Consider the following 17,749-nt stretch of genomic DNA (forward strand, 5'->3'; position numbering starts at 1 on the left):
TAAAAATAATATTCAACACATTCATATTCGCCTCATTATTACTCTGCTTTAGCCCATTGGGCTATAGCGAGCAATTAGTCGATCAGCAAACTTTAATGCTTTATTTACCGAGTGCATTTGTTACGTTAGTGCTGCCTTACTTATTATTCACAATCTACAAATTACGCCGCTCACGACGCCAATTATGTATTTCTGAACGGCGTTTAAAAAGCACGGTTGAAGGCAGTGGTGACACACTTTGGGATTGGAATATCAAAACTGGTGAAGTACTGCGCATTAACGATAAATACATGATGGATAGAAATACCATCATTGATGTTCCACCTAATAAAGCCCTTATTCACCCTAATGATATAGCGCAAGTTGAATTACTGTTAAAGCAACACTTTGCGGAGCAAACCGCTTTCTTTGAAGCCAGCTATCGCATTAAAGATAGCTTTGATCGCTGGCATTGGGTACTCGACAGAGGCAAAATCATTGAAAAAGACACCAATTTAAACCCGCTAAGAATGACTGGCACGGTACGCGATATCACGCAATTAAAATCAACCGAGGCACGCCTTAACTTATTCGCTAAATGTGTTGAATCACTCACTGATGCATTAGCCATTTACGATAAAAACTTTAACCTGGTTGATCTTAATCCCAGCTTTTTATCGCAATTTGGTGGGAACCGAGATAACTATTTAAACAAGCCATTTACCTTGCCAGGTTACGAGCAAAGTTATATTGATGATATTAAAAATACTGTTCGTCTTACCGACCATTGGCAACAAGAAGTAAAACTGCGCAACAGTGAGCGAAAACTACTACCGATTGAAATCTCAATCGATGAAATTAAGAATGAACATAATCAAATTTGTAACTATGTCATTGTATATTCAGATTTAACCGAGCGTAAAAAAGCCGAATCACAACTACATAACTTATCAAATCGCGATCGTACAACTGGCTTACCTAACCGAAATTTATTTTTTACCGATCTTAAAAAACTGGCAAAACAAGACAGCCACCATGCATTACTAGTATTCGATTTAGATAACTTTAAAAAAATTAATGACTCATTAGGGCATCAACTAGGCGACAGTTTACTGGCAAAACTAGCAATGCGGTTGAGTAAACTCACCCGTGAAAAAGATGTGTTTTACCGCTTAGGTGGCGATGAATTTGCCTTAGTTATGTCTGGCACTAACGATATTCATACCATTACCAGAATGGCAAAACAGTTTTTAGCCGCCATTGCCACGCCATTTAAAATGGCAGGTCACGAATTAGTGATTACTTCAAGTGTCGGCATTGTGTTATTCCCAGAAGATGGCAATACCCCAGAACTACTGCTTAAAAATGCCGATACTGCGATGTACCATGCGAAAAAGAAAGGTAATAGCTACTTATTCTTTAACGACACCATGAACCGCCAAGCAGTAAAACGCCTGCAAATTGAAAACTTAATGCGATTTGGTTTAAAAGAAGATCATTTTGAAGTTTACTACCAACCAAAAATGAATATCCGCACCGGTAAATTCACTGGAATGGAAGCCTTAGTGCGTTTTATTACTCCGAAAAAAGGCATTATTAGTCCTGGCGTGTTCATTCCCATCGCAGAAGAAACCGGGCAAATCATCGAAATTGGTGAAGTGGTACTTCATAAAGCATGCCGTGATGTTAAAGCCTGGCTGGATGCTGGCTTATTTAATGGCCGGGTTGCGGTAAACTTGTCTGCTAAACAATTTAGCTTACCGGATCTAACTACTCGTATTGATGTGATTTTACAAAATCACGCCTTGCCATCGTACTTTTTAGAACTTGAAATTACGGAAGGTACGGTAATGGACGACCCACAAGATGCTATTTCGATCATGCGCTCTCTCAGTGCCCGTGGTATTCATTTAGCCATGGATGACTTTGGCACTGGCTACTCATCACTTGCATATTTAAAGCAGTTTCCACTTAATACCCTAAAAGTTGATAAAGCGTTTATTGATGATATGCAAACAGAGCGAGGCCGTAATATGGTTGACTCAATAGTTACCATTGCACATAACTTAGACTTACATGTGGTGGCTGAAGGGGTTGAGCAAGCAGAGCAAATTGCAATCTTAAAAGAGCTTAATTGCGAAACGATGCAAGGCTACTATTATTCAAAACCTTTATCGCGAGCTGAATTTACAGAATTTTTGAAGAAACAACAAAACCAAGCGGCACTTAGTTTAGTACAACAGGCATAAATGACAGCCTATGGTCGCCATGTGCACGCTTGTATACCAACACAGCGCACTAGTGCACGACGATAATGTAAGTTAAACAAGCACCATGCAACGGGGCCTAACAACCCTGCTAGCACCAACCAGCGTTTAACTGGCATACCTTTTTTAATTGCCTGTGAATACATAACGACAATAGATACTACGCTGAGCAGAAAATACAAAAGCAGCCTCGTTCTTTCAGTTTAAAAAATGAGCGCGCAGTGTAACCAAAGCATGCACTGATTTAAAGTACTGCGGGCAAATAATGAGCATAAATTATAATGATATAAAAAAACCGACAAAGATGTCGGTTTTTATCAATACAGGCAGCGTACTTATTTTTCAGCACGGCCCATAAATTTATGCTCTGCGGTATTAATACGGATGCGGTCACCTGTAGAAATATGCTCCGGCACTTGAATGATCAAACCAGTTGATAATCGTGCAGGTTTAGAGCGAGCGCTCGCTGAAGCACCTTTAATTGAAGGGTCTGTTTCTTCAACCACAAGTTCAACACTTGATGGTAAATCTAATCCCACTGGTGCGCCATCAATTACAATGACATGCACGCCTTGGGTTTCTTCGTTGACGAATAAAATTTCTTCGCTGATCGCTTCTTTATTAAGATTATATGGCGTGTAATCTTCGTTATCCATAAATACGTATTCTTCGCCATCTAAATACGAGAACATTGCTTCACGACGAGTTAAATCAGCTAGTTTTAACATGTCGCTATCTTTGAATGTTTCATCTACTTTGCTACCAGTTACTACATCGTATAAGCGCATACGGTACAAACTTCCACCAGCACGGCCTTGTGGTACAGAACGAACAATATCTTTAACCACTAAAACGCGGCCATTAAACTCAATCGCAGTACCTTTTTTAACTTCACTTGCCTTTGGCATCAGTGTATTTCCTATAATTTATAAATCCCCAGAAACATACCACGAACTGGATTTTCTTCAATAAGAAAATATCACATACCGCTATTTTTCTCGTAGGGCCTGTATTTACTCATAAATTTTACCTATTAATCGATTTTTCATGACTAAACTACGAAAAAGCTGCTATGGTTAAACTACCAAAAATGACTTCAAGGACTGGATCATGGATCAGCACACTGCACATGAGTATTTAGCAAAAAAACCTCTGGTTATGGTTACCCAACCTTTCGGCCAAGAAGTTGATGTATATAAAGTAAACCATAAAATGTTTGCCACTTTATCGGTTGGCAACGAAGGGGAAACTGACGAAGACGGCAACCCTATTTGGTGGATGAATTTAAAATGCGACCCGGATGAAGCGCAATCACTTCGTGATATTTTTCCTTCAGTGATCCCGGGCTATCATATGAATAAACGGTTATGGAATACTGTTATTTTAGATGGCTCAATCCCGCAAGGTGAAATTGAACGTATGATTGATAATTCATTTAACTTAGTGGTTGCCAATATGCCGGAAAAAGATCGCAAAGCGATTGAAATTCATATGTAAGTCACAACTTTAATGTTGTACTGCGCAAGCTACTTGTTCAGTACAACTTAGCCTTACTCCGTACACGTTAGTAAAAAATGATGATCATCAAATAATACCCCACCAATTTCGTAAGCTGACGGTTCAACGCTAACTAACTTAAAGCCACATTTAGCCAACACTTTTTCTGAGCCTACATTCCCTTTCGTAACCACAGCAGTAAATTGTTGAATGTTAAACGCTGTCGTCGCCCATGTTAAAAATGCTTGTAGTGCTTCAGTTGCATAACCTTGACCATAAAACTCAGGCATTAACAGATAACCAACTTCGGGAGTGTTTGATGAGGATGTTGTAAGCCCTGTAACGCCCACTTTTTTGCCTGTTTTTATTTCAATGATCATCAAACACAAAGACTTATTGGCTGTAGGGTGCCACGGCGCCAACCGCTGCATAAACTTACTACGTATTTGCGTATCAGAAGGCCTGTCAAAACATTTTTCAATAACGCATGGCTCATCATGCAAAGCTAAAAAAAACGCCCAATCGTCTTGTTCAAGGAGTCTCAATTGTAATCTTGCAGTGCTGATGTTCATTATTCGTCTTTACGCGGTATCAGTTAGGATGCCCCTGTTATAACAACAAAGCAAAATGATTTCAGCAACTAAATTTTTTAAATTCTAGGCATAAAAAAACGCACTTCAAACTATCAGTGCGTTTTTATAACTAGCAATTAAATACTATTTCACTTTATCATCGCTTGCATCAGCTGGGTGCGCGTCGGTTACCGATTCAGCTTCAGTAGCTGGCGCTGGCGGAACAATAACTTCTTGAGCCTCAACCGCTTCGACAGGTTCTACATCGGCAACGTCTTGCGTAGCCGCCACGGTTTGTTCTACCACAACTGCTTTACTTGGCTGTGCAGGCTCAGGCTGATAAAAGCTTGCACCAGCATCAGCCATCGCAACTAAAGCTGCACACGGCGCAAATACCGGATTAAAATTAGCAAAAGTAGCCATTTCTGAGCTTACTTTGTTTGCGCCAAGTTTATCCATATAGCTAAATGGACCACCTAAAAATGGCGGGAAGCCAATACCAAAGATTGCGCCAATATCACCATCACGAGGACTGGTAATAATGCCTTCGTCTAAACAGCGGGCAGCTTCGTTAAGCATTTGTGCCACACAACGTTTAGCAATTTCGCTTTTATTTAAACGCGGTGATGAGCTCACGCCGAGTAATTCGTAAACTGATTCGTCTACTTTTTTAGCTTTCTTATCGTAAAGATAAAAACCACGGCCAGTCTTCCGGCCTAAGCGTTTGGCATCAATTAAACGTGAAAACGCATCGGGTGCTTTAAAACGATCACCGAGTTCTTTTTCAAGAATTGGCGCAATCTTAGAGCCAATATCAATGCCGACTTCGTCTAATAGTGCTAATGGTCCAACAGGGAAACCAAACTCAACGAGTGCCGCATCAATCTTTTCAATTGGCTCACCTGCCAGTAATAAGTTAGCCGCTTCATTCACATAAGGCGCTAAAATACGGTTAACGTAAAAGCCTGCGCTATCTTTAACAACGATTGGTGTTTTACCTTGCTTACGGGCAAAATTTACAATCCGGGCGATAGTCTCTTCTGAGGTGCCTTCGTGTGGAATGATTTCAACCAATGGCATTTTCTCAACTGGTGAGAAATAATGTAAGCCAATTACATTCTCTGGACGGGCAGCTTCTGCCGCAATTTGTGAGATAGGCAATGATGACGTGTTACTAGCAAAAATTGTGTTTGCTTGGCATTCACGTTCTACATCTGCCACCATACCTTGCTTAAGGCTTAGGTCTTCAAATACCGCTTCAATCACTAAATCAATGTGTTTAAAACCACTGTAGTTAGTTGTACCAGTAATTCGGTTCATAGTTTGTTGCAGTTCAGCCTTAGATAAAATACGGCGCTTTTGCTTTTTATCTAAAATTTTATAGCTGTAATTCATGGCATTACTTATGCCCTGCTCTGCAACATCTTTGATACGAACTGGTACACCGGCTTTTACAGCACTAACATGGGCAATACCTGCGCCCATTAAACCACCGCCTAGTACGGCTGTTTTAGTGATTGCTGGAGCGTCGTCGTTGCGCCACTCTTTTTTCATTTCAGTGGTGGCAAAAAATATCCCACGTAATGACTTTGATTCGCTACTCATTACTAAAGTAGCAAAACCTTCCGCTTCTGTTTTATAAGCTTTTAGTTCATCCAGCTCAACACTTGCGCGTATTGCTTTGATAATAGCCAACGGCGCAGGATAATGACCACCGGTTTTTTTCAGTACATTTTCTTGTGCTTTTTTAAAGATGAAGTTTCGGCCAAACGGATTCGATTCTAATAATTGGCTAATACGATCAAGCTTAGGCTTGGCCGCTTTCGCTTTACCTTTTGAAGCAAATTCTTTTGCTACTTTTAGCAATACGGTCTGTGGTACACAATCATCTACCAAACCCGATTTTTTAGCTTGTTTAGCGCGAATTTGTTTACCTGTTAACGTCCACTCAAGGGCTTTTTGCAAACCAACCAGTTTAGGCAAGCGTTGCGTTCCACCACCACCGGGTAATAAACCAAGTTGTACTTCAGGTAAGCCTAGTTTAGTGATATCACTGTCTGTACATACGCGATAATCGCACGCCAAGGCAAATTCTAAACCACCACCCAATGCCGCACCATGAATGGCACTAACAGTTGGAAATGGCAGTTTTTTCATATCAAAAAATGCACGGTGGCATAATTCGCTGATCGCCAGTGCATCATCACGACTTTGCACGTTATCAAGCATTTTTACATCAGCACCAGCAATAAAGTTATCGCTTTTACCACTAATGAATACCATGCCCTTCACTGACTGCTGTTTTGCGTCATCAAGTAAGGCTGTTAAATCATCTGCAAAAGTGTCGCGCAGGGTATTCATTTTTTCGCCCGGCACATCAATGGTGACAACGGCAATACCGCTATCATCAACGTCTAAATTAAATACTGACTGTGTCATTACGCACTCTCCAATACAAAGGCTGCACCTAAGCCACCTGCGGCACACGCAGTTGTTAGTGCTAAGCCACCGCCACGGCGGTTGAGTTCATGTAAACTTTGGGTGATAAGTCGTGCGCCGGTGGCTGCAAATGGATGACCATATGCAAGCGAACCGCCTAAAACGTTAAACTTATCCATGTTAATTTCACCAATCGCTTTGCTGCGACCGAGTTTTTCTTGCGCAAACTTATCTGAGGCAAACATTTTCATGTTCGCTAACGTTTGTGCTGCAAAGGCTTCGTGCATTTCAATTAAATCAAGATCGGCAAGCGTTATGCCAGCTCTCGCTAAGGCAACAGGCGTTGAATGAGCCGGCCCCATTAGCATGTCTTCATTCACACCAATGGCAGAGAATGCAAAGCTACGTACATAACCTAAAATGTTATAGCCTAATGCTTTGGCTTTACTTTCGCTCATCATTAATACCGCTGCTGCACCATCAGTTAGCGGTGTTGAGTTTGCAGCAGTGACTGAGCCATGCTGACGGTCAAACGCTGGTTTTAATTTAGCGTACCCTTCAACCGTTGAATTATGGCGAATATTATTATCTTGTTCGATAAAACTTTTATACGGCGGTAAATGTGCAGTCATCACTTCATCAGCAAGTTTACCATCTGCCCATGCTTGGCTAGCAAGAGTATGTGAACGATGTGCTAAGGCATCTTGATCTTCACGGCTAATACTGTGAGTTTTTGCCATCTGCTCGGCAGTTTGACCCATAGATAAACCAGTTGAATATTCTGCAACCGCAGGCGGTACTGGTAATAAATCTTTTAAACGCAGCTTAGAGAATATTTTTAAGCGCTGACCTAAGGTACGTGCTTTATTGAGATCAACAAGGCTACCTGCTAATTTTTTACTTACGCCGATTGGCAATACCGATGACGAGTCTGCACCACCAGCAATACCCACTTGCACCGAACCTGCCATGATTGATTCAGCCACATTAGCAATCGCCTGAAAACTAGTAGCACAAGCACGTGATACGGAGTACGCATCAACAGATACTGGCATACCAGTACCCAATACGATTTCGCGGGCAATGTTTGGCGCTTCTGGCATTTGTACTACTTGACCAAACACTAATTGATCAATTTCAGATTTATCAAAGTTAAGGCGTTCAAGCATTTCGTTAACGACTAACTTCCCCATATCAAGGGCTGGTACATGATGAAATGCAGTTGCTTGTTTAGCAAATGGCGTACGTAAACCACTGACGATGGCAATACGATCGCCCTTTGCTGTTTTTAGTATATTTTGCTCAGACATTAATGCTCTCCCGCTGACAGGTCTGACCTGTTTGTTTTCCTCGATTCTAAACAACCCGTGTGCTAAAGCCAATAGCGAAATTGAAAATAGTATAATTAGTTACCAACCATAGGCTTTTTTTAGCATATTTACAAAAAATACTGCGCTTTCTATGCTAGGGTAAAAATCGTTAAAAAATAACGAACTATTTTGAAAACTTGAGTCTAACACTTGTGTTATAAACTATTTACCCATATTACTAGTTAAGCTTTTATAAACCTTGCAAATCAGGACAGTTTTTTTACTATGGCCACTAACGTATTTTCACAATTAAAAACTTATTTAGATAGCCAAATTATTGGCCAGCCAGAATTAACGCAAGCACTACTTATTGCTATTTTAGCCGATGGTCACTTATTAGTAGAAGGCCCTCCAGGGCTTGCTAAAACTCGCGCAGTAAATGCATTAGCCAAAGGCGTTGAAGGCTCATTCCAACGCGTACAGTTTACCCCAGATCTATTACCTGCTGACGTAACCGGTACTGATATTTATCGCCAACAGACCAGCGAATTCGTTTTTGAAAAAGGCCCACTATTTCATAACCTTATTTTAGCCGACGAAATTAACCGTGCCCCAGCTAAAGTGCAATCAGCCTTATTAGAAGCCATGGCTGAGCGCCAAGTCACGGTTGGTAAAAACACTTATCCGCTGTCGGATTTATTTATGGTGATGGCAACCCAAAATCCACTGGAGCAAGAAGGCACTTACCCGCTACCAGAGGCGCAATTAGACCGTTTCTTACTCCACCTAAGTATTGATTATCCAGGCGCCGAGCATGAGCTTGATATTTTACGCCTTACCCGTGGCGAAGCGTTGAGCGAGCATCAAGCACCAGCACAACAAATTAGTCAAAGCGATTTATTTGCCTCTCGCAAAGCAATTTTAGGGCTCTATTTAGCTGAGCCACTTGAGCAATATTTAGTGCAACTTATTATTGCAACGCGTGAAGGCGCAAAACTAGACGCCCAATTAGGCAGCTGGATTGAATATGGCGCAAGTCCGCGTGCCACCATCGCCTTAGATAAATGTGCCCGTGCTCATGCATGGTTACAAGGTCGTGACTTTGTTGCTCCAGATGATATTCAAGCTGTGTTACATAATGTTCTGCGCCATCGCATTATTTTAAGTTATGAAGCACAAGCCGATGGCGTTACTAAAGATCAAGTCATTAGCCGTATTTTAGAACTTGTTGCCGTGCCATAAACCATGCAAAGCCAATTAGATAACCAACAGTGGCTCAGCCTAAGTCATAGCCATGGGGTCGACTTAGGCTTGAAAGAGCTGATGTATTATAAAGCGAAAGCTCGCTTATTAGAGCTTGCGCCAAAAGTTAAAATTAGAAATAGCCTGACCGGCCAATATCTCGCGCCTCATAAAGGCCGTGGTATGGAGTTTGCTGAAGTACGTCATTATCAACAAGGCGATGATATTCGCTCAATTGATTGGCGCGTTACAGCACGTACTGGCGAAACACACACTAAGTTGTTTCAAGAAGAAAAAGAACGGCCAGTGTTTGTGTTTACAGACTTTTCTAATTCAATGCTGTTTGGCTCAAAGCTATTACTTAAATCTGTGCAAGCGGCGCATATCAGTGCCTTGGTTGCGTGGTCAGCGTGCCAACGCGGCGATCGCATCGGTGGCATAGTGTTTAATCAACACGGTCATTTAGAGCTCAAGCCCAGCGCCCGCGAAAAAGCCGTGTTAAAACTATGCCACAATTTGTGTAATAACCACCAGCAAGCACTCGCGCAGATTGATGAGCCCGCAGACAATAAACTCAGTGATAATCTAAAACGTTTGAATCATTTAGCCAAGCCGGGCAGCTTAGTCTATTTAGTGTCAGATTTTAGCGCCCTTGATGATGCCAGTTTTAAACAACTAGAAATACTGAGTCGACATTGTGAACTGATCGGCTGCCATATTAGCGACCCATTTGAGCATCAGCTACCGGCGTTTAAACAAACAGTAACGGTTAGCGCCAACGGCAGTGACTTTGCGTTACCGCTGATGGATAAAAGTTTTCGTGATAAATTTGCTAAAACTGCTGAGCAAGCATTTACCACACGAATGCAACGCTTAACTAAATCGGGTCTTAATTTAATATCATTCAATGCAGCCACACCTCTTGAGCTGCAATTAGTGAGAAAGTAATATGCAAACCTCTCCATTAGCTGGCCTCCATGATGTGATTGTGCCAAGCCATGTTTCTTGGTGGCCTTTAGCACCTATTTGGTGGCTCATCATTGTCGTGTTACTCGTAACTGTAAGCTTTATAAGTTACCAGTTGTACCGGGCACGGCAGTTTAAAAAAGCTAAACGCCAAGCTATTTCCCTCAGTGAACAACACGCAGAAGATGCCCAGCAACTACATATTTTAATTAAACGCCTGGTTTTACACTATTATCAGCAAAGTGCTGCATCACAAGGCACGAAACAATGGTGTATTACTCTAAATAAGCTGACCGGACAACAATTTACTGAACACGAACTGATGAGCCTTTATCAATCACAAAGCAATCAAACTGCGCTGGCACAGAAATTAAAACTCGCCATTGTGCAATTTAAATTAAAGGAGCCGCTGAATGTTTGAATTTAGCTGGCCTTGGTTATTTGTATTATTACCGCTGCCTTGGTTGTTGCGCTTATTTAAGCCAGTGCACAGTGAAGGCAATACCCGCTTACGTATTCCAAGCTTCGCCAAACACAATTTAGGCGCGCAAGTTGTCCAGCAACAGGCGCGTGGTATTAGTATATTTGAATGGTTGGTTTGGTTGCTTTTAGTCACCGCTTTAGCTAACCCAACCTGGCTTGATGAGCCAATTACCTTACCTAACGAAGGCCGCGATATCATGCTAGCTGTGGATTTGTCAGGATCAATGACCGAGCAAGATATGGCTTATCAGGGCCAATATGTTGACCGTTTAACTATGGTAAAAGCGGTATTAAGTGACTTTATTGAGCAACGTCAAGGCGATCGTTTAGGGCTGATTTTATTTGGTGATACGGCATTTTTACAAACACCACTAACGCGAGACGTTAAAACCGTAAGCCAAATGCTATCAGAAGCGCAAATAGGCTTGGTTGGCCGTGCCACCGCCATTGGCGATGCACTGGGCTTATCAGTAAAACGTTTTGCCAGTAAAGATGAAAGCAATCGCATTGTGGTGTTATTAACAGATGGTCAAAACACCGCCGGTAACTTAGATCCAGAAGAAGCCCTACTGCTTGCCCGCGAAGAAGGCATTAAAGTGTATACCATCGGCGTAGGCTCTGATAATCCGCGTGGCTTTAGCTTATTTAATATGGGAGGCATGAGCGGAGGTAGTTTAGATGAAACCCTGCTAAAACGTATTGCCGAACAAACTGGCGGCCTTTATTTTCGCGCAAAAGACGTTGCCGGCTTACAACAAATTTATCAAGAACTTGATAAACTTGAGCCGATCAGCGCTGATGAGCAAACCTTTCGCCCACAAAGTGCGTTATTTTACTTCCCTTTATTAATTGCACTGACCTTGATTGGTCTGCGCGTTATGTTTATCAGTGCAAAAGCATTAAGACAGGAGGCCTAATGGACTTTGAATTTATCCGCCCGACCGTATTGTGGTTATTAGTTCCTGTGTGTTTAGTGTTTACTATTGCAATAATAAAGCACAAGAAAACCAGCCAAGGTGAATTAATAGCAGCTCACTTAGCAAAATTTGTGATCAACACCAACAACCAAAAAAACACGCAACCCATGTGGCTAATTGCCCTCTTTGCAGTGTTAGCCGTCATTTTTAGCGCAGGGCCCAGTTTTGAAGAAAAACAAGTGCCGGTATTTCAAAGCAAAAATGCCCGTGTAATTGTGATGGATATGTCGCTATCGATGTACAGCACGGATATTGCGCCCAGTCGTTTAGTGCAAGCGCGCTTCAAAGCGCTGGATATGATCAAACTATTTAAAGAAGGTGACACTGCGTTAGTGGCCTATGCAGGCACTGCTTATACCATTTCGCCGCTAACCAATGATGCCGCGACGCTTGAAAACCTGATCCCAAGTTTAAGCCCAGATATCATGCCTGATAAAGGCTCCAACGTACTTGCTGGGCTTGATGCTGCAAAAGAGTTATTAACACAAGCCGGATACCTTGAAGGCGATATTATCTTAGTAACAGATGGTATTGAACAAAGTGAGCAACAAGATATCAGCCAATTTACAGACGCTAACCCTTATCGATTAAACATTTATGGTATCGGAACAGAGCAAGGCGCGCCAATTAAACTTCCTGAAGGTGGGTTTTTAAAAGATAGTTACGGGCAAATTGTGGTGCCCACCATCAACATCAGTATGCTTAATGGTCTAGCAAGAAACAGTGGCGGTAAATTTGCGACTTATCAACCTAGTGCCCGCGATATTCAAATTTTTGCTCCCAGTGCAAATAGTGAAATACTGAAAAATGAAAAACAAAGTCAAGCGCTCTGGCGTATTGATGCGGGGATTTATGGCTTGTTTATTTTACTGCCAATGATGCTGTGGATTTTTCGCCGAGGAGCTTTTGCAGCTGCATTTTTAGTGGTGAGCTTTTTACCGCAACACAATGCTTATGCAGTAGAGCTGCCTTCGGTATTTAAAAATCAAGATCAACGTGCGCTGGACGCCTATCAACAAGGTGAATATGAGCAAGCTGCCACAGCAGATTCTAGTCAACTAAAAGGCGCGGCGCTTTACCAGCAAGGTAATTTTAATGCTGCATTGGCACAATTTAGCCAAGATAAAAGCGCCACTGGTTTATATAATTACGGTAATGCTCTAGCAAAGGCAGGCAAGCTAGACGAAGCAATTGCCGCCTATCAGCAAGCACAAACTTTGCAAGACGACTTTACCCAAGCAAAAGAAAATCAGGCACTCGTTGAGCAATTGAAAAATCAACAGCAACAGCAGCAAAATCAACAAGGCCAAGACGGCGAACAAAACCAAGATCAAAAAAGCCAAGATGGTGAACAAGGTCAAGATCAGCAAAATAAAGATAAGTCACAGCAAGGTGAACAGCCAAATCAGGACCAGCAATCTCAACAAGGCGATCAATCTAAGCAAAGTGATGATCAGCAAGATGGCAAACCATCTGATCAACAAACTGACAAGCAAAACGAGCCACAAATGGAGGCGGAACCTGAGCAAGGTGATAAAACTGATGGGCAACAGCAACAAGATGCGCAAACCGAGCCCCAAGATGACTCTGCAAACGATGATAAGCAGGCGCAGCCACAAATGACTCCTGAACAACAGCAACAAGCTGAAGAAGCGGCAAAGCAACAAGCTATGCAAGCACAAACCGCAGAGCTTACCAACGAAGAGAAAGAGAAAGCGCAGCAGCTTAGTCAGTTATTGCGAAAAGTACCCGATGATCCCGCAATCCTGTTACGTAACAAAATGCAATTAGAAGCCCAAAAACGAAACAATCAACGCCGTCCACAAGGAGTCGAAAAATCATGGTAATGCGATTAATCTGTTGTTTATTGCTTATCAGCGCTATGCCCTCGTGGGCCGTTACGCAATTACAAGCCAGTGTTGATAAAAACCCGGTACTAGCGGGTGAATTTTTTATGCTCAATATCAGTGCAGATGACACCATAAAAAATGATCAACCTGATACCTCAGTCCTGTTAAAAGACTTCGTGGTTGGCCGCACCAGTGTCAGCACCCGCACAAACATCATTAATGGTAGTATTTCAAAAGAAACCACTTGGTCTATTAAACTTATGACCCGCACTGCCGGTGATTATACAATCCCAGCATTTAGTGTAGCTGGTGTCAGCTCTGCGCCCATTGCATTAAAAGTGGCTGAACGCAGTAAAGATGCGCAGCAAAACAACGATATTTTTATTAAAGCATCGCTTTCAAGTGACAGCCTATTTGTTCAAGAGGCAGGGCTTTACACGGTTAAGCTATATCTTGCCAAAGAGTTACTTGATGGTAATTTAAGTGCCCCCGCGATGCCCGATGCGCAGCTAAGTCAAATCGGCAAGCAGACTGAAAACTATGAACTTGTTGATGGTAAGCGTTACTTAGTGATCACTCGCGAGTATTTAGTACAGCCCCAAAAAAGTGGTAGTTACACGATTCAAGCACCAACTTTTCAAGGTCGAATTCGCCAAGACTATCGCCAATTAGATGTATCTGCACTGGGTGATAATGTCGATATTGAAATTAAACCGATACCAAGTGACTACCAAGGTGCATGGCTGCCTAGTGAATTAGTTAATTTAGATGAGCAATGGCAACCCGCTGACGACACAGTAGAAGTGGGTACACCTATTACGCGAACGCTGACCTTAACTGCACTTGGTATCACCAAAGAGCAACTACCTGATATTGAACTGCCTGAAATCAAAGGTATTCGCAGTTACCCAGATGAAAAAGAAAATAATCATTTGGTTCGCGATGGTCGGGTAATATCACAACAAACAGCCTCGTACGCTTTGTTACCGCAGATGCCAGGCACTTATACACTGCCAGAGGTAAGCGTCCCTTGGTATAACACTAAGATTAACCGGATCAGTTATGCAACATTACCAGCTCGTACTATTACAGTAACACCTAGTAGCACAAGCACTCCAGCAGCCGTTGCTGCGCAGCCACTTACGCCATCACAAAGCGCAACAACAGATGCTGCAGCAATAAGTTATCAAGCAACGCCGATAAATCAGTATCCGCTATGGTTAATTATTATCAGTGTGATTGGTTATTTATTATGGTTTATTACCTTGATTTTATGGTGGCGCAGTCAATCTCAGCGCAGCTTGATGCAAGCAAAGCCGACAGTAACCCATAGTGATTCATCAATTTCATTAGATGAATTAAAGAAACACGCTAAAAGCAATGATGTAAGTGCCTTTTATCAGGCGCTAAATCGTTACGCAATGCACTTAACAAAACAATCGAGCGGTGCAATAGACAAGCTCGAACAACTAGCTGATAATGCACAGCTTAGTCAACATATTGCTAAACTAAGGGTTGCACTCTATAGTCCTAATGATACAGATGTTGATTTAATTGCGATTGTCGGCATGTTAGAAGAGCAACGTAAAGTACAAAAAAAATCACAACAAGCTGTATTAAAAGGACTTTATAAATAGAGTTTAAGTGACGGGGAGCAATCCCCGCGCTCAAATAGTAAATAACTTAAAATAAATAAAAAAAGTGCTTATGCTTGGAAATGAAAACTCTAAAAGTCAGGTCTTAGTTGATATGGCAGAGAAAAAAACACGCTATGAAAAACTTGTTCATGTTTATCATAGCGAATTATATCGCTTTGCTTATTGGCTCTGCCGCGACCCTAATATTGCCGAAGATCTTGTCCAAGAAACATTTTTACGTGCTTGGCGATCTCTGGATTCATTATTAGATCAAAAAGCAGCTAAGCCATGGCTATTGACGATTTTACGCCGGGAAAATGCCCGTCGTTTTGAACGCAAACAATTTGATTATAGCGATGTTGAAAACGACACCTTAGTTGACGAAAAAAGCGTCACCTTGGATGACGAAATGGAACAAACAGTGATCCAACGTCAAATCGCTAAGTTACCTAATGAATACCGCGAGCCATTATTATTACAAGTCGTTATGGGCTGCTCCGGTGAAGAGATAGCAGAAATATTAGATTTAAATAAAAACACGGTTATGACGCGTTTATACCGCGCCAGAAACCAGTTAAAAGAGGCATTGAGCCGTGATGATGAACAACTTAAAGGGGCATCAAATTAATGGATGATCTCGAGTTTCGTCGCCGAATTAGCGCACACCCAAACAGCACAGATAAGGAGCTTGTGGAGTTTGCAGAGCAACACTCTGAGCGACAAGAATTTATTAATGATATGCAGGCCTTTGATTTAGAGCTTGCCAATGCACTTGACGTACCGGTGCCAGCAGGCCTTGCCGAGCGTATTTTAGCAAACACAGCAGCGCATGCACAAAACGAGTCGGTCACAACTGAGCAACTCAACCAAGCACCAGCTGATACCAGCGCGCAAACACCGCCGCAACGAACAGATAATGTAGTTGAGGCAAGTACACGTTTTAAACGTGCTCGTTTACCACTTGCCATGGCAGCCTCAGTATTAGTGGCTGTGGGAGCATTTTTATTTAGCAGCGAACAAAATGTCGCGTACGCAGCTGGCGAACATGCGCTTGCTCATGTTTACTATGAAATTAATTCGCTGCAAAAGACCGAAGCAATCAGCTTAGCAACGGTAAATGAAAAATTTGCTGTGTTAGGCGGCCATTTAGATGAATTGCCAGGTAAAGTGACTTACCTAATGTTTTGTGACTTTAAAGGCCAAAAGGGATTACACCTGGTTTTTGAATCAGACTATGGCCCGATGACGGTATTTATAGTGCCATCAAAACAGCAATCGTTTGGCATCGGCGACGATGATTTTCAAGACGATCGTTTTGAAGGCCATATTAACCGTGGTGCTGACGCAGATACTATTTTAGTAGCAAGTCTTGGTGCGCCATTAGAAAATTACAATGATCGTATTAATGGTGCGATCCGCTGGTTAAATTAACCTTCCTTTTGCATTGCCGTTATTATGGCGGCAATGCAATTTATACCTTCACGAAACAATCGTTATATACTTCCCGCTTTAACCAATAATTGCTTTTAAATTAGTCTATTGACCAAGCTACTGAGCATTTTAGAGCTAATTCCGTTTGTCGCTATTTATCTAATTCCTGAACTACTTTAGAATCGCCGTTCTAATTTGTTTTAAGGAACTTCATGAAAAACCTGATTGTTATATTTTCATTGCTTGCTCTACTATGTACTGCAAGTTTTGATGCACAAGCACGTAAAAAGTTTGGTAGTAAAAAACGTGGCCAAACACCAGAAACACAACAAACCGCACAAAAACAACAAACAGATACCAATACCCTCGCCCCTGCTGCAAAACCAAAATCAAGCAAAAAAGGCATGATGGCAGGTATTTTTGGCGGCTTATTAGCCGGTGGATTAATCGCCGCAATGATGGGCGATGACTTTGAAGGGATGCAACTACTTGAGATAATTTTAATGGCAGGTATTGCCTTTATTATCTTTAAACTTATCATCGGTATAATACGTCGTAAAAACGCCCCTGTAATGGCGCACGGCCAAGGAGCATTTACTGCACCGAAAATGAGACAAACTGCGCCTGAGCACACCACTACAAGTGGATTTAGTCAAACCAATGACGTACCGTTTAATTTACCCGCTAACTTTGATACTAACGGCTTTTTACAAGGTGCGCGTAGCCATTATCATACATTGCAAACAGCATGGAATAATGCTGACTATGCAACGATGGCTGAATACTTAAGCCCTGAACTAGTCGCTGAATTTAAAGCGGAACGTGAAGCGATTGACAGCGTTGCAACTGACGTGATGTTTATTGATGCAGAACTTGTACGTGCCGATACCGACACACAAAAATGGCAAGTAAGTGTACGTTTTAAAGGGAAGTACCGTGACTTAGGCGATAATAAAGAACAGCCTATTTTAGAAATTTGGCACTTAGAGCGTGCCACCAGCGATGATGCGCCTTGGCTGATTGTTGGTGTTGAAGATTTAATTGACGCGTAGTTCTTAGTTCTAGGTTCTAGGTTCTAGGTTCTAGGTTCTAGGTTCTA

The 17,749-nt window shown here is 42.0% G+C and carries 15 protein-coding genes; 11 read left to right on the top strand and 4 right to left on the bottom strand.

From position 1 onward, the window contains the following. Nucleotides 1-95: 95 nt before the first annotated feature. A complete protein-coding gene (locus H5180_RS12935) occupies nt 96-2,228 on the top strand; it encodes a bifunctional diguanylate cyclase/phosphodiesterase (protein WP_257326390.1) in 2,133 nt (710 codons plus the stop codon). A 353-nt stretch (nt 2,229-2,581) separates the two neighbouring features. Here the strand turns inward: H5180_RS12935 and yeiP are convergent, their stop codons facing one another. Beyond that, complete coding sequence (gene yeiP, locus H5180_RS12940) at nt 2,582-3,154, bottom strand: elongation factor P-like protein YeiP (protein ID WP_145240366.1); 573 nt, start codon at nt 3,152-3,154, stop codon at nt 2,582-2,584. A gap of 202 nt (nt 3,155-3,356) precedes the next feature. Here yeiP and H5180_RS12945 point away from each other — a divergent pair, with 202 nt between their 5' ends. Then, nucleotides 3,357-3,743, top strand: coding sequence for an MmcQ/YjbR family DNA-binding protein (locus tag H5180_RS12945; protein ID WP_145240364.1), 387 nt, complete (start codon nt 3,357-3,359; stop codon nt 3,741-3,743). 53 nt (nt 3,744-3,796) lie between these two features. On the opposite strand, the gene H5180_RS12950 is transcribed toward H5180_RS12945, so the two are convergent. The 3 genes from H5180_RS12950 to fadI all read right to left on the bottom strand — a co-directional run bounded on the left by H5180_RS12950 (nt 3,797) and on the right by fadI (nt 8,064). Beyond that, nucleotides 3,797-4,315: a GNAT family N-acetyltransferase gene (locus H5180_RS12950; protein WP_145240362.1), complete on the bottom strand. Its 519-nt coding sequence runs from the start codon at nt 4,313-4,315 to the stop codon at nt 3,797-3,799. Between the two features lie 144 nt (nt 4,316-4,459). Then, the gene (fadJ, locus tag H5180_RS12955; RefSeq protein ID WP_182758347.1) at nt 4,460-6,754 is read right to left on the bottom strand and encodes a fatty acid oxidation complex subunit alpha FadJ; all 2,295 of its coding nucleotides are present in this window, start codon (nt 6,752-6,754) and stop codon (nt 4,460-4,462) included. Next, nucleotides 6,754-8,064, bottom strand: a complete 1,311-nt coding sequence (gene fadI / locus H5180_RS12960; protein WP_145240359.1) for an acetyl-CoA C-acyltransferase FadI — start codon at nt 8,062-8,064, stop codon at nt 6,754-6,756. The genes fadJ and fadI overlap by 1 nt, the downstream gene beginning before the upstream one ends. Nucleotides 8,065-8,349: 285 nt before the next feature. On the opposite strand from fadI, the gene H5180_RS12965 reads away from it, so the two are divergent. The 9 genes from H5180_RS12965 (at nt 8,350) to H5180_RS13005 (ending at nt 17,702) form a co-directional block, all read left to right on the top strand. Further along, nucleotides 8,350-9,306 carry a MoxR family ATPase gene (locus H5180_RS12965; RefSeq protein ID WP_064667661.1) on the top strand — a complete coding sequence of 319 codons (957 nt, stop codon included), beginning with the start codon at nt 8,350-8,352 and terminating at the stop codon, nt 9,304-9,306. A gap of 3 nt (nt 9,307-9,309) precedes the next feature. Next, nucleotides 9,310-10,254: a DUF58 domain-containing protein gene (locus tag H5180_RS12970; protein WP_145240355.1), complete on the top strand. Its 945-nt coding sequence runs from the start codon at nt 9,310-9,312 to the stop codon at nt 10,252-10,254. Between the two features lies 1 nt (nt 10,255). Then, nucleotides 10,256-10,693: a DUF4381 domain-containing protein gene (locus H5180_RS12975; RefSeq protein ID WP_145240353.1), complete on the top strand. Its 438-nt coding sequence runs from the start codon at nt 10,256-10,258 to the stop codon at nt 10,691-10,693. Then, on the top strand, nt 10,686-11,672 hold the full coding sequence (locus H5180_RS12980) for a VWA domain-containing protein (protein WP_145240351.1): 987 nt from the start codon (nt 10,686-10,688) through the stop codon (nt 11,670-11,672). The genes H5180_RS12975 and H5180_RS12980 overlap by 8 nt, the downstream gene beginning before the upstream one ends. Continuing rightward, the gene (locus H5180_RS12985; RefSeq protein WP_182758348.1) at nt 11,672-13,579 is read left to right on the top strand and encodes a VWA domain-containing protein; all 1,908 of its coding nucleotides are present in this window, start codon (nt 11,672-11,674) and stop codon (nt 13,577-13,579) included. Before H5180_RS12980 ends, H5180_RS12985 begins: the two co-directional genes overlap by 1 nt. Next, a complete protein-coding gene (locus tag H5180_RS12990) occupies nt 13,573-15,219 on the top strand; it encodes a BatD family protein (protein WP_182758349.1) in 1,647 nt (548 codons plus the stop codon). Before H5180_RS12985 ends, H5180_RS12990 begins: the two co-directional genes overlap by 7 nt. 70 nt (nt 15,220-15,289) lie before the next feature. Further along, on the top strand, nt 15,290-15,847 hold the full coding sequence (locus H5180_RS12995; RefSeq protein ID WP_182758350.1) for a sigma-70 family RNA polymerase sigma factor: 558 nt from the start codon (nt 15,290-15,292) through the stop codon (nt 15,845-15,847). Next, a complete protein-coding gene (locus H5180_RS13000; protein WP_182758351.1) occupies nt 15,847-16,650 on the top strand; it encodes a DUF3379 family protein in 804 nt (267 codons plus the stop codon). The genes H5180_RS12995 and H5180_RS13000 overlap by 1 nt, the downstream gene beginning before the upstream one ends. A 212-nt stretch (nt 16,651-16,862) precedes the next feature. Further along, the gene (locus H5180_RS13005) at nt 16,863-17,702 is read left to right on the top strand and encodes a Tim44 domain-containing protein (RefSeq protein WP_145240341.1); all 840 of its coding nucleotides are present in this window, start codon (nt 16,863-16,865) and stop codon (nt 17,700-17,702) included. Nucleotides 17,703-17,749: the final 47 nt, after the last annotated feature.

It is taken from the genome of Pseudoalteromonas sp. SR41-4 (genome assembly GCF_014163985.1).
GTDB lineage: Bacteria > Pseudomonadota > Gammaproteobacteria > Enterobacterales > Alteromonadaceae > Pseudoalteromonas > Pseudoalteromonas rhizosphaerae.

Bases quoted from the DNA above. Each gene is read 5' to 3' on its own strand.
- H5180_RS12935 (WP_257326390.1), top strand. From the start codon at position 96: ATGCTTTATTTACCGAGTGCATTTGTTACGTTAGTGCTGCCTTACTTA.
- yeiP (WP_145240366.1), bottom strand. From the start codon at position 3,154: ATGCCAAAGGCAAGTGAAGTTAAAAAAGGTACTGCGATTGAGTTTAAT.
- H5180_RS12945 (WP_145240364.1), top strand. From the start codon at position 3,357: ATGGATCAGCACACTGCACATGAGTATTTAGCAAAAAAACCTCTGGTT.
- H5180_RS12950 (WP_145240362.1), bottom strand. From the start codon at position 4,315: ATGAACATCAGCACTGCAAGATTACAATTGAGACTCCTTGAACAAGAC.
- fadJ (WP_182758347.1), bottom strand. From the start codon at position 6,754: ATGACACAGTCAGTATTTAATTTAGACGTTGATGATAGCGGTATTGCC.
- fadI (WP_145240359.1), bottom strand. From the start codon at position 8,064: ATGTCTGAGCAAAATATACTAAAAACAGCAAAGGGCGATCGTATTGCC.
- H5180_RS12965 (WP_064667661.1), top strand. From the start codon at position 8,350: ATGGCCACTAACGTATTTTCACAATTAAAAACTTATTTAGATAGCCAA.
- H5180_RS12970 (WP_145240355.1), top strand. From the start codon at position 9,310: ATGCAAAGCCAATTAGATAACCAACAGTGGCTCAGCCTAAGTCATAGC.
- H5180_RS12975 (WP_145240353.1), top strand. From the start codon at position 10,256: ATGCAAACCTCTCCATTAGCTGGCCTCCATGATGTGATTGTGCCAAGC.
- H5180_RS12980 (WP_145240351.1), top strand. From the start codon at position 10,686: ATGTTTGAATTTAGCTGGCCTTGGTTATTTGTATTATTACCGCTGCCT.
- H5180_RS12985 (WP_182758348.1), top strand. From the start codon at position 11,672: ATGGACTTTGAATTTATCCGCCCGACCGTATTGTGGTTATTAGTTCCT.
- H5180_RS12990 (WP_182758349.1), top strand. From the start codon at position 13,573: ATGGTAATGCGATTAATCTGTTGTTTATTGCTTATCAGCGCTATGCCC.
- H5180_RS12995 (WP_182758350.1), top strand. From the start codon at position 15,290: ATGCTTGGAAATGAAAACTCTAAAAGTCAGGTCTTAGTTGATATGGCA.
- H5180_RS13000 (WP_182758351.1), top strand. From the start codon at position 15,847: ATGGATGATCTCGAGTTTCGTCGCCGAATTAGCGCACACCCAAACAGC.
- H5180_RS13005 (WP_145240341.1), top strand. From the start codon at position 16,863: ATGAAAAACCTGATTGTTATATTTTCATTGCTTGCTCTACTATGTACT.